This is a genomic window from Collinsella tanakaei YIT 12063 (assembly GCF_000225705.1).
Classification (GTDB): Bacteria; Actinomycetota; Coriobacteriia; order Coriobacteriales; family Coriobacteriaceae; genus Collinsella; species Collinsella tanakaei.
In genome coordinates this window covers 19,767-34,437 of record NZ_JH126472.1, presented here as the reverse complement: position 1 = coordinate 34,437, position 14,671 = coordinate 19,767, and the positions used below count along the sequence as shown (strand labels likewise).

Below are 14,671 nucleotides of genomic sequence, written 5' to 3'. Positions count from 1 at the left end.
AAAGCTTCGCGAGGCGCGCGTGCGGGGACATCGGTCGGGGTCTCGCGCCCAGGTGCCTACTCCAGCTCGAACGCTCCCGTGTAGAGCTGATAGTAGTACCCCTTCTTAGCGATGAGCTCATCGTGGTTGCCGCGCTCGATCACGCGTCCGTGATCAAGGCAGATGATGACGTCGGAGTTGCGGACCGTGGACAGACGGTGCGCGATGACAAAGGTGGTGCGGCCCTGCATGAGGGCGTCCATGCCGCGCTGGACAATGGCCTCGGTGCGGGTGTCGATGCTCGAGGTGGCCTCGTCCAGAATCATGGCCGGGGGATCCGCGACGGCGGCGCGAGCGATGGAGATCAGCTGGCGCTGGCCCTGGGAGAGCTGCGACCCGTTGCCGGTGAGCATGGTGTTGTAGCCTTCGGGCAGGCGGCAGATGAAGTCGTCCGCGCCGGCGAGTTTGGCCGCCTTGATGCACTCCTCGTCCGTGGCATCCAGCTTGCCGTAGCGGATGTTGTCCATTACGGTGCCGGTGAACAAGTTGACATCTTGCAGGACAACGCCCAGCGAGCGGCGCAGGTCCGCCTTCTTGATCTTATTGACGTTGATGCCGTCGTAGCGGATCTTGCCGTCGGCGATGTCGTAGAAGCGGTTGATGAGGTTGGTGATGGTGGTCTTGCCGGCACCCGTGGCTCCGACGAAGGCGACCTTCTGACCGGGCTTGGCATAGACGGAGACGCCGTGCAGGACGTCGTGGTCCGGCGTGTATCCAAAGTCGACGTCTACCATGCGCACGTCTCCACGCAGGGGCTCGTAGGTGACGGTGCCGTCGGCCTTGTGCGGATGCTTCCAGGCCCACATGCCTGTGCGCTCATCAGTCTCCTCGAGTTCCCAGGTGTCGGGGTTCACGCGGGCGTTCACCAGGGTGACGTAGCCCTCGTCCACCTCGGGCTCCTGGTCAAGGAGCTCGAAGATGCGGCTGGCGCCGGCAAGGCCCATGACCACGGCGTTTATTTGCTGGGAGACCTGGCCAATCTGTCCGCAGAACTGCTTGGTCATGTTGAGGAAGGGAACCACCACGGCGATGCTGAGGGGCAGGCCGGAGAAGGAGAGGTTGGGAACGTTGAGCGCGAGGAAGACGCCGCCGGCCAGCGCGACCACCACGTAGATGAGGTTGCCCAGGTTCATGAGGACGGGCATGAGGATGTTGGCGTACATATTGGCCTTCTGGGAGACCTCGAAGAGCTTCTCATTGCGCTCGTCGAAATCCGCCTCGGCCGCGGCCTCGTGGCAGAACGCCTTGACTACCTTCTGGCCGTTCATGACCTCTTCGATGTGGCCCTCGACCACGCCCAGCTCGCGCTGCTGCGCGATGAAGAAACGCGCCGAGTTGGAGCCCAAAAGCTTGGTGAGCGCGACCATGCAGGCGATGCCGGTGATGATGACCAGGCACATCCATACGGAGAAGTACAGCATGATGCACAGCACGGTGGTGAGGACGATGACGGTCTGCAGCAGGTTGGGCAGAGACTGCGAGATCATCTGGCGCAGCGTATCGATATCGTTGGTGTAATGCGACATGATATCGCCGCGCTGGTTGGTGTCGAAGTAGCGGATCGGCAGGTCCTGCATGCGGTTGAACATCTTCTCGCGCAGCTTCTCAAGCGAGCCTTGGGTGATGACCGCCATGTAGCGGTTCCAGAACAGCGAGGAGAGGTTGCCCACAAGGTAGATGGCGCCCAGGGTGAGGACGATCTTCAAGATCTTGGGCTGTGCGGCAGCCCAGTCGCCGGTCTGCCAAGAGGTGGAGATGACCTCGAGCGCGCTTTGTAGGAACACGGCTCCGATGGAGTTGATCAGGCCGCAGAGGATGACTCCGGCCATGACCAAGGGCAGCAGCACGGGGAAGAACGAGAACAGCATCTTGATAAGACGCGACATGGTGCCGGGCATGCTGGATTTGGCGCTTGCAGCGGGCTTACTCATTTGCCTCGCCTCCCTTCTGGTCGATGTCTTGCAACGTGGTTGCCCTGTCTATTTGAGTCTGGCCTGCGACGAGCGCGCTCTGGGTCATTTCGGCAACGGCTTCAGCGGCCGCCTCCTCGACTTCTTGCGCCTCTTCGCTCATCTTGTTTTGCGAGGTGTAGGTTTCGCGGTAGATGTCCGAGGTCTCGAGCAGCTCTTCATGCGTGCCAATCTGCGCAATGCGCCCGCCTTCCATGACGATGATGCGGTCGGCGTCCTGCACGCTGGAGATGCGTTGGGCGATGATAATCTTGGTGGTCTGGGGCAGGTAAGTGGCCAGCCCGGCGCGGATCTTGGCATCGGTCTTGGTGTCGACGGCGCTGGTGGAGTCGTCCAAGATCAAGATCTTGGGTCGGCGCAGCAGGGCGCGGGCGATGCAGAGGCGCTGCTTCTGACCGCCGGAGACGTTGGAACCTCCCTGCTCGATCCAGGTGTCGTAGCCCTTGGGGAAGCCGTCGACAAATTCGTCCGCGCAGGCGAGATGTGCCGCCTCGCGAATCTCTTCGTCCGTGGCATTCGCATCGCCCCAGCGCAGGTTGTCGGCGATGGTACCGCTGAACAGCACGTTCTTTTGCAGCACCATGGCTACCTGATGGCGCAGGGCGTCCAGGTCGTAGTCGCGGACGTCGATGCCGCCTACGCGGACGGTGCCGGAGGTGGCGTCATAGAGGCGGGCGATAAGGTTGACCAGCGTGGACTTTGCCGAGCCGGTGCCGCCGATGACGCCGATGGTCTCGCCGCTCTTGATGTGCAGGTCGATGCTATCAAGGGCCTGGCGCTCGGCATTCTTGGAGTATTTGAAGCTCACGTTGTCGAAATCGATGGAGCCGTCGGCGACCTGCGTAGCGGGCTCGCTGGGGTTGGCGATGGTGGGCGTTGCATGCAAGACCTCGTTGATGCGGTGCGCGCTTTCCTCCGCCATGGTGACCATGACAAAGATCATGGAGAGCTGCATGAGGCTCATCAGGATTTGAAAGCCGTACGTAAACGTAGAGGAGAGCTGGCCCACGTCGAAGGCGGTCGCCTGGCTGGTGATGATGAGCTTGGAACCCAGGTAGATGATGAGGACAAAGGCGCCGTTGACGCACAGGTTCATCATGGGGTTGTTGAAGGCGAGCAACTTCTCTGCACGGGTGAAGTCGGCGCAGACGTCCTGCGCCGCGACGGCGAATTTCTGCTTCTCGTAGTCCTCGCGCACGTAGCTCTTGACCACGCGCATGCCGGTGACGTTCTCTTCTACCGATTCGTTGAGCGCGTCGTACTTATGGAACACGCGGGTGAAGATGGGTCCCACCTTGTGGATGATGAAGCCCAGGCCAAAGCCCAGCAGCGGAATCATTGCAAGGTAGACAAAGGAGATGGAGCCGCCCATGGCATAGGCCATGACAAAGGCGAAGATCAGCACCAGCGGCGCGCGCACGGCGATACGGATGATGAGCATGAACGCCTGCTGCACGTTGGTGACGTCGGTGGTGAGGCGCGTGACCAGCGAGGAGCTGGAGAACGCATCGATGTTGGCGAACGAGAAGGTCTGGATCTTGTAGAACAAATCATGGCGCAGGTTTTTGGCAAAGCCGCAGCTGGCATGGCTGCAGGTGATGCCAGCGGCGGCGCCAAAGAACAACGAGACAAGGGCGAGGAGCACCAAGATGCCGGCGGTGGGCAGGATCTGTTCCACCGAGGCGCCGGCCTTAATGGTGTCGATGAGGTTTGCCGTCACAAAGGGGATGGCCATCTCGCAGGCAACCTCGCAGAGCACCAGTAGCGGCGTGGCTATGGTGGGCTTTATGTAGTCACGGATCGATGCCGCAAGGGTTTTGATCATAGTTCCTCCCAACGGGACTTCACGCGGTCGAGCAGGTCGGCCAGCTGGTCTTGTTCTTCTGGGGTGAGATTTGAAAACGCGCGGGTTCTAAAGCGAATGCGCGCTTCGGTCTCCAAGCGGGCCGCCTCTGCGCCAGCTTCGGTTAAGCAGACGGTGAGCTGACGGCGATCTTGCCGGTCGCGCGTACGGGTGATGAGTCCGCCGCCCTCCATTTTTGAAAGGATTTCTGAAAGCGATCCGGCCTTAAGATCAAAGGACGCTCCAAGCGCTTGCTGCGACATGGTGCCGCCGTTTTTCTCCAGCAGGCACAAAATGGGCGCCCGGCCCGATCTGCCGCCGCGATGAAAGTGCATGTAGTGACCGCAGAATCCCAGGTTGGTGAGGATGCGCGCGGCGCGAGCCATCACGGGGTCCTCCTCTAGGGCGGGGGCGTCCGGCAGGTCCGGGCACACTGGCCCGCGCATCGCGTTGCTTGCCGTCACCTCTCTGCGCTCTTCTTCAGAACCGTTCACAAAATTCTCCTTACCTTTGATTGCCGTGGCAAGTATAATCCGCGCTCGATAGATGTCAAGGTACCGAATTAAATATTGCGACCTGCCCCTCTAAAAGATATGGTCACCTGTTTTACATACCAGTATTTATAACAGCTATGCATGTCATTGGATAAGATATAGGTATTGGACATGTGTCTAGCCCGTGCGTAAGGTTCTTTATCAAGGTGGCACGATAAGCCTGCGGCGCAAAGATTGGATTGCGGTGAAGGCGCGATGCGGAGGAGGAGCACGCATGGGCAAGAAACTGTATTTGGTACGTCACGGTGAGACGCAGTTCAATGTTGAGCATCGCGTGCAGGGGTGGTGCGACTCGCCCCTTACCGCCCGCGGACGAGAGCAGGCTCGTACGGTAGGCAGGTATTTTGAAGAGCGGGGCATCGCATTTGATCATGTGTACTGCTCAACGTCCGAGCGCGCGAGCGATACGCTTGAGCTTATGACCAGCATGCCGTACACGCGTCTGCGCGGTCTTAAGGAGATGAACTTTGGCAAGCTAGAGGGTCTGCCAGATTACCTGTGCGCCAAAACGCCCGAGGAGTGCGTGAGCTATTACCTGCCGTTTGGCGGCGACTCGTCGGATTGGGTGCGAGACCGTATGGTGGAGACCCTAACCCAGGTTATGAGCCAAGAGGGGCACGAGCGCGTGCTTGCCGTGAGCCATGGGGGCGCAAACTACAACTTCTTGCGCGCGGTCTACCATGCCGCCAAAGAGGAGCTTGCCCGCGGTTGGGGAAACTGTCTAATCTTGGTGTTTGATTTTGAAGACGGCGTCTTTAGCTTTGAACAGGCGATTCGCTTGGAGTAGCGTCAGCTGTGGCCAAGATACCGCCCTGGTCCTACGTCCATGATTGAGGCCGCAGACTGACTTGCGCGCTTCATGTGGCATGGGTATTACAGCGTGCCATTTTGAATGCTAAAAATGACACGCTGTAATACCGATTTGGAAATCGGTATTAAAGATGACCAAAAAATCGTAGAAAAGTGGTAAAGGATAATACCGATTTTCACAGAGGTATTAAAACGGACCACTTAGGCATTGAAAAACGGTCCTTCTTAATACCCAAGGTTTGTCGACTCCAGTGGATAAGCCGGTTTGCGGGTAAGCTAGCTTGTGGCAACGTCATCGCGGACGAATCTGGAGGACCCATGTACCGCATTCTCTTTGTATGCCACGGCAACATCTGCAGGAGCACCATGGCTCAGTCCGTGATGGCGCACCTGGTGGCAGAGGCGGGTCGCGAGGGCGAGTTTCGCACCGATTCTGCAGCGACCAGTAGGGAAGAGATCGGCAACCCGCCGCATCGCGGCACGGTTTCGCGCTTGCAGCGCGCCGGCATCGCGGTGGTGCCGCACCGTGCCCGACAGGTGCGTGGGGACGAGTATGGCGACTGGGATTACATTGTTGGTATGGATGGCGAGAACATGCGCGGCCTTTCCAGGATATTCTCGTCCAATGCTGCGTGCCGGGCAGACGGCGGCGCCAAGTTGGCAAAGCTGCTCTCGTTCGCGGGTTCATCGCGCGATGTGGCAGATCCCTGGTACACGGGCAATTTTGACGCGACGTACGCGGACGTGGTCAACGGCTGCACGGCGTTGCTCGAGATGCTTGCGTAGCGGTTGCGCGGTGCGGGGCTCAGGGACGCTGGGCGGGGCGAGGCAGAGGGCGTGACCGCGTGCGTAAATAGTGGCAGCGTTAGTGTGCGAATCATGTTCTTTTTTGAATGCCCGGCCGCGGCGCGGGTGTCATGGGGTGTGGCGCATATGTCGAGGGGCCGGTGGGGATGCTTCCGCATGCTATTGTATAAAAGATAGATAATAAGCAACTTTTAATGAATAGATATCTATGCTTCAAGCACTCGTCCAAAGATGTAATGAATGAATGACAGGCATTAATGCACTATTAGTGTACCGAGCGATGCGTAAGCGGTATTGGATGAAGAGAATGGTGAGAGGCGAGGCGCCGACGTTGTTCGTTGTGAAAAAAGAGCCGCCGTTAGCGCATCAAATGAGCCAAAAAGTGAATGTTGCCGCTTTATTGCGCGCTAGCGTCTGCTGCGCATTCACGCTATCCTTGGCGATTGTGCACGTAACTTTCTCGCATTAAGTTGCAAGGGGGAGGGGAATGGGTCCCCTCCGGTTGCGGGGCACGGAAGGGGATATTGCGCTCATAAACGGAAGGAACCGCCATGACCAAGAACGCAAAGCAGCAGATGGTTGCTGCAACTAGCCAGTGCTCACGTCGAGATTTTCTCAAGCTTTCCGGTGTTACCGCCCTGGGTATGGGCGGAATGCTGATTCTCACCGGCTGCGGCCCCGCCGCGCCTGAGAGCGATGCGGACAAGGGCTCCGCGGAGGAGAGCGATAAGAAGGCTACCCTTGGTGATGGCAAGACCCTGCGAGTTGGTATGGAGGCGGCTTACGCACCCTACAACTGGCAGGTCACCGAAGAGTCCGATTTCACCATTCCCATCGAGAACGTCAAGGGCGCCTATGCGGACGGTTATGACGTTCAGGTTGCCAAGATCATCGCCGAGGAGCTGGGCCTTGAGCCCGTCGCCGTCAAACTTGACTTTGCAGGTTTGATCGACGCCGTTAACAATGGTCAGATCGACATTGTGTGCGCCGGTATGTCCGTCACACCCGAGCGTGAGTCCGCCGCGGCGTTCTCTGACTCCTACGTGGACGATGACATTGTCATGATTACCAAGAAGGATTCCGCCTTCGCTGGGGCCACCACGTTTGCCGAGCTCGAGGGCGCATCGATCCTGGGTCAGGCCGCGACCATGTACGATGACGTCATCGACCAGATTCCCAACATCAACCATATGACGCCGGCGGAGACCGTGCCCATGGTTGTTGAGAACCTCAACAACGGTACTTGCGACATCGTCACCTATTCCATGCTTTCTGTTCCCAAGCTGCTTGAGACCTACCCGGACTTTGTCGAGCTTGAGATGACCGATAAGTTCGAGGGTTCCGTCATGCCGGACAACGCCGCCATCGCCAAGGGGCAGGATGCGGTGCTGGACCAGATCAACGAGATCATCGCGGGCATCAACGAGGATGACCGTCAGGCCATGTGGACTGCCTGCATGGATCGTCAGCCTATGTAAATAGATGCGGCGTGGCGCTTGGGGCGGCGAGCTCCGGTCGCTACGTTTGGATGGCAGCCCCTTGGCCGGACGAAGTTTTGGCCGGGTGCATTTGCAACATAGAAGCACTGCGCAGACGCGCGTCGGTTGAACATTGGCCGGCGTGCGTCTTGCGGCAATTTGCAAGAACAAACACAACAGTACTGATTGAGGTATGGGAGAAGACATGGGCTCCAATCAATCGCAGACGGCAGGCGCAAACAGCCGCGGCCGTCTAGCAACGTTTATATTGTCTGACCACCGCTATGTATTGCTGGCTACCAGTGCCGTCGCCGCCCTGGGCGCGATGCTTTCCAGTAGCCCTCGTCCCGCAATGAGCTTTATGGCAAACGCCTACATGGTCGAGGTGGTCATGTACTACATCTTGATCGCTTGGCTGGTGCTAAGCGCTGTTGCCCTGGTGTTCAAGCTTGCTAAGTGGCGTACCTATGCGGACGAGTCTTTGTTTACCAAGCCCGCTGTGGCACGCCTCCTGCGTTATGTTTCCTACGTGGTGTGGCTTATTGTCGCCGTACTGGTGGTGGACCGCATTGGCATGGGCCTGGCGTCCGCGTGGGCGGTTGCATCTACTGCCACGTCTATGCCCGAGACCACGCTGGAGCGCATGCTCTACGTTTTGTACAAGGGTCGCGGCACGTTTTACGAGGGCTTTAAGACCACCGTGCTGTTGGCGGTCTTTGGTACCAGCATCGCGTTTTTCCTGGCGTTGCTTCTTGTGTTCCTGCGCATTCAGGTTGTCGACCGTTCCGATAACGACTTTGTCCGTTTTCTCAAAGTGGTTGGATCCGGCTTTGCCAAGGTTTACAGCACCGTGGTGCGCGGTACGCCTATGATGGTCCAGGCCATGATCATCTTCTTTGGCGTGTTTGGCCTCTTTAAGATGACCAATCTCACCACCACGCAGATCAACGGCATTTGGAGCACGTTTGCGGCGGGCTTGGTGACCATTACGCTCAACTCAACCGCCTACATGATGGAGGTGCTGCGCGGCGGCATCGAATCCGTGGATATGGGCCAGGCGGAGGCCGCGCGCTCGCTGGGTCTCTCCCAGTGGCAGGCCATGCGCAAGGTTGTGTTTCCCCAGGGCGTCAAGTTTGCCATCCCGGGCCTGTCTAACGAGCTGATCATCAATATCAAAGACTCGTCAGTACTCTCCGTCATCGGCACGTTTGACCTCATGTTCGCCACTACCACGGTGGGTGGCACCTACTATCGCCAGTTTGATGCCGCGCTTATCACCAGCATCATCTACCTGTGCCTCACCATGCTTGCCTCGTGGTTGCTCAACCGCTTGGCGCGCCGCTTGGAAGTGGCCGCGGTCAAGGTTGGCGGCACGTCGGACCAGCCCATCAACGTGGAGGAGAAATAAACCATGGCACAGATCAATACCACCGCAGACGGCGCAAGCGCTAAGCCCATGGTGCGCATCGAGGGGTTGCGTAAATCCTTTGGCGATCTCGAGGTCTTGCGCGATGTGAACCTGGATATTATGCCGGGCGAGGTAGTCACCATCATCGGCGCATCGGGCTCGGGCAAATCGACCCTTTTGCGCTGCATCAATTTGCTTGAAACGCCGGACGCTGGCCACGTGTGGTTCCAGGGTTCCGACCTCACCGCCGACCATGTGGACGTGAATAAGCTGCGCGAGGACATTGGCATGGTGTTCCAGGGATTCAACCTGTTCAACAACATGGACGTGCTGGACAACTGCACCCTGGCGCCGGTCACGCTGAAAAAAGCCACCAAGCAAGAGGCCGAGCAAACCGCTATGCACCATTTGGAGTCCGTTGGCCTGGCAGATTTTGCCGACGCCGCCGTAGCCAAGCTGTCCGGTGGTCAAAAGCAGCGCGTCGCCATCGCCCGCGCGCTGTGCATGAACCCCAAGATCATGCTGTTCGACGAGCCCACCAGCGCCCTTGACCCCGAGATTGTGGGCGAGGTGCTTGAGGCTATGCGCAAGCTGGCGGCAGAGGGTATGACCATGGTGGTGGTCACGCACGAGATGGCCTTTGCGCGCACGGTTTCCGATCGCGTGGTCTTTATGGACAAGGGCGTGATCGCAGAGCAGGGCGCTCCCGCGCAGATCTTTGGCAACCCGCAGCATGCCCGTACTCGCGAGTTCCTTAAGCGTTATCTGGACGATGCCGACGCGGTGAGGGCGTAATTCCCGTCCGCGCGGCCGCCGTGCCTGTGGAGTCTGCGGATGTTTCGGCTGCAGGTTCCACGTTACCGCGGCCTCGCTACGGTGCGTACGGCCGTTACGCGACCACCAGGCAGATGGTCACCATGATGGCGACGGCCACGGTGCCCAGGCTGGTGGGCGCCATAAAGCGGTCGAGCTTGGTGTGGTCGGGCTCCTGCACAATGCCTGCCAGCGCGCTCATAAGGGGTTGAAAGCTCAGGCAGATTGCGGCGCCCGCAACAAAGGTGCGCAGCGAGAATCCCTTCACGACAAAGATGAAGGCGACAAACAAGATAAGTGACAGGTAGAGCAGGGCCGTGTGGTATATCCGCATGGCCTGCTCTCCGTTTACGCGCTGTCCGTGCACGGTTGCGCCGCAGCCCTCGCCCAGCTCATAGAGCCTGTTGGCGATGGTGCGCTTGCCCTTGGAGGCATCGTCCAGCGAATCGCGCATGTTGTTGATGTTCATCACCGCGGCTACCGGCAGGCCCAGCGCCACGCCCGCGACCAGCGATGCGGCATCAAAGCGATGCAGGTACAGAAAGCTGCCTGCGCATACGGCGACCAGGCCAAAGAAGATAAAGCTCATAATGTCGCCCAGTCCCATGTAACCATAGGGGTGCGGCCCCACGGTGTAGAAGACCGCGGCGGCAATGGCGGCGACGCCGAATGCCAGAAAGACGCCCATCGCGGCGACGGCGTTTCCGTCAAGCGCGGGCCCGCGCAGGAAAGACACCCAAATCAACAGGCATCCCAGCGCAAAGGTAAGGGCACAGGTGCCAAAGAGCGCGCGCTTCATCTGCCGTGGTGTGATAATGCCTCTCTGCATGCCGCGCTTAGGGCCAACACGGGTCTCATCGTCCAAGCCGTGCGCAAGGTCACCGTAATCGTCCGCAAAGTTGGCAATAACCTGCAGCAGCACGGAGACAACAAGCATGAGGATAAAGACCTCGACCCTAAAGGCCCCGCGCGCCGCCGCCAGTCCTGCGGCGATGAGCGAGCCCGACGCCGCCAGCGGTAGGGTGCGCAGCCGAGCCGCCTCGATCCATGCCGCTCGAACTTCATGTGCGGAAGTGTTCTGTACCTGCGCGTTCATTATGTCGCCATGCCTTTCACCTGCGTCGTCAAGCACTTCATTATAGGAGCTTGCTGCCCTCATCCTAACCAGTTTAGCCATCGCGTGAGGACGCGTGTGCACCCGGTGGGCTTCCGCATCGCGGTAGAATGGAGAAAGTATGCCGGGTGCCCGCGCGTGTTGCGCGACCGTACCCGGCGCTGCAGCTGGAATCGATGCACAAGCACGGCTTTTAGGAGGAGCAATGTCCATCATCACGCTTTCGCGCGGCGGCCTGGTCGCACGCGTTGACACCAAGGGCGCGCAGCTTATGGGGCTGGCGCTCAACGGTGACGAGTACCTGTGGCAGGCAGACCCCGCATGGTGGGCCAAGACCTCTCCCGTCCTGTTCCCCCAGGTGGGCGAGCCCGGCGCCAAAGAGCTGCAGTGCTCTGCCGGCGTGTGCCACATGCCGCGCCACGGCTTCGCGCGCGACTTCGAGCACAAGGTGATCGCCCAGGACGAGTCTTCCGTCACCTTCGAGCTCACCCAAAGCGATAAGACGCTGGCCGTGTACCCCTACAACTTCACCCTCAACATGACCTACGCCATCACCGGCGACGCCACGCTTACCCAAACCTTCAAGGTGACCAACAGCAGCGACGTCGCCATGCCCTTTGCCGTGGGCGGCCACCCCGCGTTCAACGTGCCCATGCCCGGTACCACGGATGAGTCTTTTGACGATTACGAGCTGCGCTTTTGCGAGCCCTGGACGGGCGACTCCCCCAAGATTGTCGACGGCGGCATGATCTCCTATACCGATCCCATCCATATCCTGCAGGACAGCGACGCCATCGCCGTCAACCGCGGTCTGTTCGACTTTGACACCGTGGTGCTGCGCAGCGTGCCCAACAATACCATCGACCTGGTAAGCAAGGTCTCCGGCCGTGGCGTGCGCCTGGACTTCCCCGGCTTTGACTTTGTGGGCATTTGGTCTGCCAAGCCGGATGCGCCGTTTGTTGCCGTTGAGCCCTGGACGGGCCACGCCGGCATGCCGGATGAGGACGATGTGCTGGAGCATCGCGACAACATCATCATTCTGGCTCCGGGCGATGTGGACGAGCGCTCGTTCTCGATGACGGTTCATTAGCGCACCAATATATATAAGTAGGTGGGGCCTCCCCTTCCTCCCCCGGGATGTGTTCGGCGCGTTGCGCCTCAGAACATCCCGGGGGAGGAAGGGGAGGCCTTCTTGTTATCGACGGCGTTTGGTGCACGAGGTCTGATCGAGACCTGCCATCTGTGGGCGTTTTGCGTTATAGCACCCCGCTTTATCTGCAAAGACGCGCTCGATGTTGCCCAGGCGCCCCGAGGTTGGGTATCATAGCAGCCGTTGAAAGGGGATTATTCGTGCGTTTTGCATTCGACATGCTCTAGCTAGGTAGGTTTTTCTCGCGCCGTGGTTGCGCGAGTGCCCCGTCATGTCCATACGCCGAGTTGCTATATGATGTGCCGCCCCGCGCGGCCGCCCTTAGTCGACCCACACATGTAAATAAGGAGATCAGCTATGCGCGATAAGCTCGAGAAGATCATCATCGCCTACCAGGAGCTTGAGAAGAAGCTTTCCGATCCGTCCGTTGCCGGCAACATCAAGGAGTTCACGCGCCTCAACAAGGAGTACGCGCACCAGACCGACCTGGTGAACGCCGCACGCGAGTACATCTCTGCGTTGGATGACATCGAGGCTGCCAAGGAGATGCTGCGCGAGGCCAGCGATGCGGACGAGAAGGAGATGCTCCAGATGGACATCTCCGAGAACGAGGCCAAGCTGCCCCAGCTGGAGGAAGACATCAAGTTCATGCTCATCCCCAGCGACCCCAACGATGAGAAGAACACCATTGTCGAGATCCGCTCCGCCGCCGGTGGCGACGAGGCGGCAATCTTTGCCGGCGACCTGTTCAAGATGTACCAGCGCTTCTTCGAGACCAAGAAGTGGAAGATGACCGTGCTTGACTCCAGCCCCAGCGAGGCTGGCGGCTTCAAGAGCATCGAGTTCAAGGTCGAGGGCGACAAGGTCTATTCCGTTATGAAGTACGAGTCCGGCGTGCACCGCGTTCAGCGCGTTCCCAAGACCGAGAGCCAGGGCCGCATCCAGACCTCTACCGCGACCGTTGCCGTGCTGCCCGAGGCGGAGGAGATCGACGTTCAGATCAACCAGTCCGACCTGCGCATCGACACCTACTGCGCTTCCGGCCCCGGCGGTCAGTGCGTTAACACCACCTACTCGGCGGTGCGCATCACCCACCTGCCCACCAACACCGTGGTGCAGTCCCAGGAGCAGCGCTCTCAGATCCAGAACCGCGAGGTCTGCATGCAGATGCTGCGCGCCCGCCTGTACGAGATGGAGCTTGAGCGCCAGCAGGCAGAGCTGGGTGCCGAGCGCTCCAGCCAGATTGGCCACGGCAACCGTTCTGAGAAGATTCGTACCTATAACCAGCCGCAGGACCGCGTGACCGATCACCGCATCGGATTCAACTCCACCTACAACGGCGTTCTGCTGGGCGACCAACTGTCCACCGTAATCGAGGCGCTCGCCGCTGCCGACCGCGCGGAGAAGCTCGCCGCCGCCGTCTAAGGCGTTCTAGAGTCGCTGCGCGCGCAATGATAGCAATGAAGAGAGCCGGGGCGTCCGTGTGGGAGCTCCGGCTCTCTTCATTTGGGAGAAGCGGCCTTACGGTGCAAGGTGGCTTCGCGGACGCTAATCGCGGGGGCGCATCCAGGGTTTGCGCGGCGTCTTGGCAAGATCGGCGCCGGCGCGGATGTGCTGGGCGATTTCTAGCACCGGATCGTCGTCGGGGGTGGACAGCACTTCGCTGGGCAGGGGTTCGTCTACGCCGGCGCGGTGGAAGTTGCCCGCAAAGTCATCGGTTTTGAGCACGTTGATGACGGCGCGCGGATCGACGGAGCGGATGGTCTTGATGGCATCGCCCACTTCATAGGAGGACAGGACCGCGTGGATAATGCCAACGGCCTCGCCGCTATACGCACCGGTGCCGTCGATGATGCTGGCGCCGTGGTGGAACGTCGCGGTGTAGATGTCCGCCACCTCTTTGGGGCGCTTGGTCGTGATAATGAGCGTCGAGCGGTTGTAGCGGTGGTAGAAGCCATCGATCGCCTTGGTGGAGATGAACTGGAAGACTATGGAGTACGCGGCGTGCTCCCAGCCAAAGATGGCGCCAAAGATACCCAGCACGCAGCAGTTGGCGGCGAAAACATACGGCCAGATGGTCTTGCCCGTTTTGTTGGAGACGTACAGCGCGATAAAGTCCGTGCCCGCGGTGGACGCGCCGCTTTTGAGCGCGATGGCGATGGCGATGCCGTTGAGCACGCCGCCAAAGATGACGTTGAGCAGGGTTTCGCCCAGAATAGGCTGGAATGAGAAGATACGCAGGAAGAGGCTGAGCAGCGCTACCTGAATCATGAAGAAGATGACAAAGCGTTTGCTGATGCTGCGCCAGCAGAAGAGGGCGACGGGGGCGTTGAGCGCCAGCACGCCCAATGACGTGGGAAAGCTAACGCCTACCAGCGACGTGACGCGGTCGATAAGCAGCGCGATGCCGGTGAAGCCGCCGGAAAGCAGGTTGGCAGGGTTGACAAACGCTTGGATCACGTAGGTTTGAAGCAGGGCGGAGGCTAGAACGCAGAGCAGGGTGACAACACGGCGGACAAAGATATAGCGACCAAGGTGCTTGATGCTCTCGAGGGGGCTGGTGCCCGACATTCGCGGTCATCTCCTTTGGGGCGGAAGGCTGATGGGGTGCGGCTCGACGCTGCGTGCACATAGTAGTACAAGCGGCGCACGTTTGAAGATGCGGACGAGTTTTCTGATAGATTG

At 59.6% G+C, this 14,671-nt stretch carries 12 protein-coding genes; 7 read left to right on the top strand and 5 right to left on the bottom strand.

Annotation, left to right across the window (positions count from 1 at the left end):
- Positions 1–56: 56 nt before the first annotated feature.
- From HMPREF9452_RS08790 to HMPREF9452_RS08780, 3 genes are read right to left on the bottom strand one after another with little or no spacing between them, the layout of a single operon-like run.
- On the bottom strand, positions 57–1,970 hold the full coding sequence (locus HMPREF9452_RS08790) for an ABC transporter ATP-binding protein (protein ID WP_009141788.1): 1,914 nt from the start codon (positions 1,968–1,970) through the stop codon (positions 57–59).
- Positions 1,963–3,834: an ABC transporter ATP-binding protein gene (locus HMPREF9452_RS08785; protein ID WP_009141787.1), complete on the bottom strand. Its 1,872-nt coding sequence runs from the start codon at positions 3,832–3,834 to the stop codon at positions 1,963–1,965. Before HMPREF9452_RS08785 ends, HMPREF9452_RS08790 begins: the two co-directional genes overlap by 8 nt.
- Positions 3,831–4,346, bottom strand: coding sequence for a MarR family winged helix-turn-helix transcriptional regulator (locus HMPREF9452_RS08780; RefSeq protein WP_009141786.1), 516 nt, complete (start codon positions 4,344–4,346; stop codon positions 3,831–3,833). The genes HMPREF9452_RS08785 and HMPREF9452_RS08780 overlap by 4 nt, the downstream gene beginning before the upstream one ends.
- Before the next feature lie 274 nt (positions 4,347–4,620).
- Between HMPREF9452_RS08780 and HMPREF9452_RS08775 the strand changes: the two genes are divergently transcribed.
- The 5 genes from HMPREF9452_RS08775 (at position 4,621) to HMPREF9452_RS08755 (ending at position 9,704) form a co-directional block, all read left to right on the top strand.
- Positions 4,621–5,193 (top strand): histidine phosphatase family protein, encoded by a 573-nt coding sequence (locus tag HMPREF9452_RS08775; protein WP_009141785.1) that lies wholly within the window; start codon positions 4,621–4,623, stop codon positions 5,191–5,193.
- Between the two features lie 341 nt (positions 5,194–5,534).
- A complete protein-coding gene (locus tag HMPREF9452_RS08770) occupies positions 5,535–6,002 on the top strand; it encodes a low molecular weight protein-tyrosine-phosphatase (RefSeq protein ID WP_009141784.1) in 468 nt (155 codons plus the stop codon).
- Between the two features lie 572 nt (positions 6,003–6,574).
- On the top strand, positions 6,575–7,501 hold the full coding sequence (locus HMPREF9452_RS08765; protein WP_009141783.1) for a transporter substrate-binding domain-containing protein: 927 nt from the start codon (positions 6,575–6,577) through the stop codon (positions 7,499–7,501).
- 205 nt (positions 7,502–7,706) lie between these two features.
- A complete protein-coding gene (locus HMPREF9452_RS08760) occupies positions 7,707–8,909 on the top strand; it encodes an amino acid ABC transporter permease (protein ID WP_009141782.1) in 1,203 nt (400 codons plus the stop codon).
- A gap of 3 nt (positions 8,910–8,912) precedes the next feature.
- Positions 8,913–9,704 (top strand): amino acid ABC transporter ATP-binding protein, encoded by a 792-nt coding sequence (locus HMPREF9452_RS08755; protein ID WP_009141781.1) that lies wholly within the window; start codon positions 8,913–8,915, stop codon positions 9,702–9,704.
- 94 nt (positions 9,705–9,798) lie between these two features.
- Here the strand turns inward: HMPREF9452_RS08755 and menA are convergent, their stop codons facing one another.
- Positions 9,799–10,818 (bottom strand): 1,4-dihydroxy-2-naphthoate octaprenyltransferase, encoded by a 1,020-nt coding sequence (gene menA / locus HMPREF9452_RS11430; RefSeq protein WP_009141780.1) that lies wholly within the window; start codon positions 10,816–10,818, stop codon positions 9,799–9,801.
- Positions 10,819–11,041: 223 nt separating this feature from the next.
- On the opposite strand from menA, the gene HMPREF9452_RS08745 reads away from it, so the two are divergent.
- Both HMPREF9452_RS08745 and prfA read left to right on the top strand, forming a co-directional pair.
- The gene (locus tag HMPREF9452_RS08745; protein WP_009141779.1) at positions 11,042–11,926 is read left to right on the top strand and encodes an aldose 1-epimerase family protein; all 885 of its coding nucleotides are present in this window, start codon (positions 11,042–11,044) and stop codon (positions 11,924–11,926) included.
- A 417-nt stretch (positions 11,927–12,343) separates the two neighbouring features.
- The gene (gene prfA, locus HMPREF9452_RS08740; protein WP_009141778.1) at positions 12,344–13,411 is read left to right on the top strand and encodes a peptide chain release factor 1; all 1,068 of its coding nucleotides are present in this window, start codon (positions 12,344–12,346) and stop codon (positions 13,409–13,411) included.
- A 123-nt stretch (positions 13,412–13,534) separates the two neighbouring features.
- Here the strand turns inward: prfA and HMPREF9452_RS08735 are convergent, their stop codons facing one another.
- Positions 13,535–14,557 carry a YitT family protein gene (locus tag HMPREF9452_RS08735; protein WP_009141777.1) on the bottom strand — a complete coding sequence of 341 codons (1,023 nt, stop codon included), beginning with the start codon at positions 14,555–14,557 and terminating at the stop codon, positions 13,535–13,537.
- Positions 14,558–14,671 lie beyond the last annotated feature (114 nt).

Excerpts from the sequence above, each read along its gene's own strand:
- HMPREF9452_RS08790 (WP_009141788.1), bottom strand. The coding sequence starts at position 1,970 with ATGAGTAAGCCCGCTGCAAGCGCCAAATCCAGCATGCCCGGCACCATG.
- HMPREF9452_RS08785 (WP_009141787.1), bottom strand. The coding sequence starts at position 3,834 with ATGATCAAAACCCTTGCGGCATCGATCCGTGACTACATAAAGCCCACC.
- HMPREF9452_RS08775 (WP_009141785.1), top strand. The coding sequence starts at position 4,621 with ATGGGCAAGAAACTGTATTTGGTACGTCACGGTGAGACGCAGTTCAAT.
- HMPREF9452_RS08770 (WP_009141784.1), top strand. The coding sequence starts at position 5,535 with ATGTACCGCATTCTCTTTGTATGCCACGGCAACATCTGCAGGAGCACC.
- HMPREF9452_RS08765 (WP_009141783.1), top strand. The coding sequence starts at position 6,575 with ATGACCAAGAACGCAAAGCAGCAGATGGTTGCTGCAACTAGCCAGTGC.
- HMPREF9452_RS08760 (WP_009141782.1), top strand. The coding sequence starts at position 7,707 with ATGGGCTCCAATCAATCGCAGACGGCAGGCGCAAACAGCCGCGGCCGT.
- HMPREF9452_RS08755 (WP_009141781.1), top strand. The coding sequence starts at position 8,913 with ATGGCACAGATCAATACCACCGCAGACGGCGCAAGCGCTAAGCCCATG.
- menA (WP_009141780.1), bottom strand. The coding sequence starts at position 10,818 with ATGAACGCGCAGGTACAGAACACTTCCGCACATGAAGTTCGAGCGGCA.
- HMPREF9452_RS08745 (WP_009141779.1), top strand. The coding sequence starts at position 11,042 with ATGTCCATCATCACGCTTTCGCGCGGCGGCCTGGTCGCACGCGTTGAC.
- prfA (WP_009141778.1), top strand. The coding sequence starts at position 12,344 with ATGCGCGATAAGCTCGAGAAGATCATCATCGCCTACCAGGAGCTTGAG.
- HMPREF9452_RS08735 (WP_009141777.1), bottom strand. The coding sequence starts at position 14,557 with ATGTCGGGCACCAGCCCCCTCGAGAGCATCAAGCACCTTGGTCGCTAT.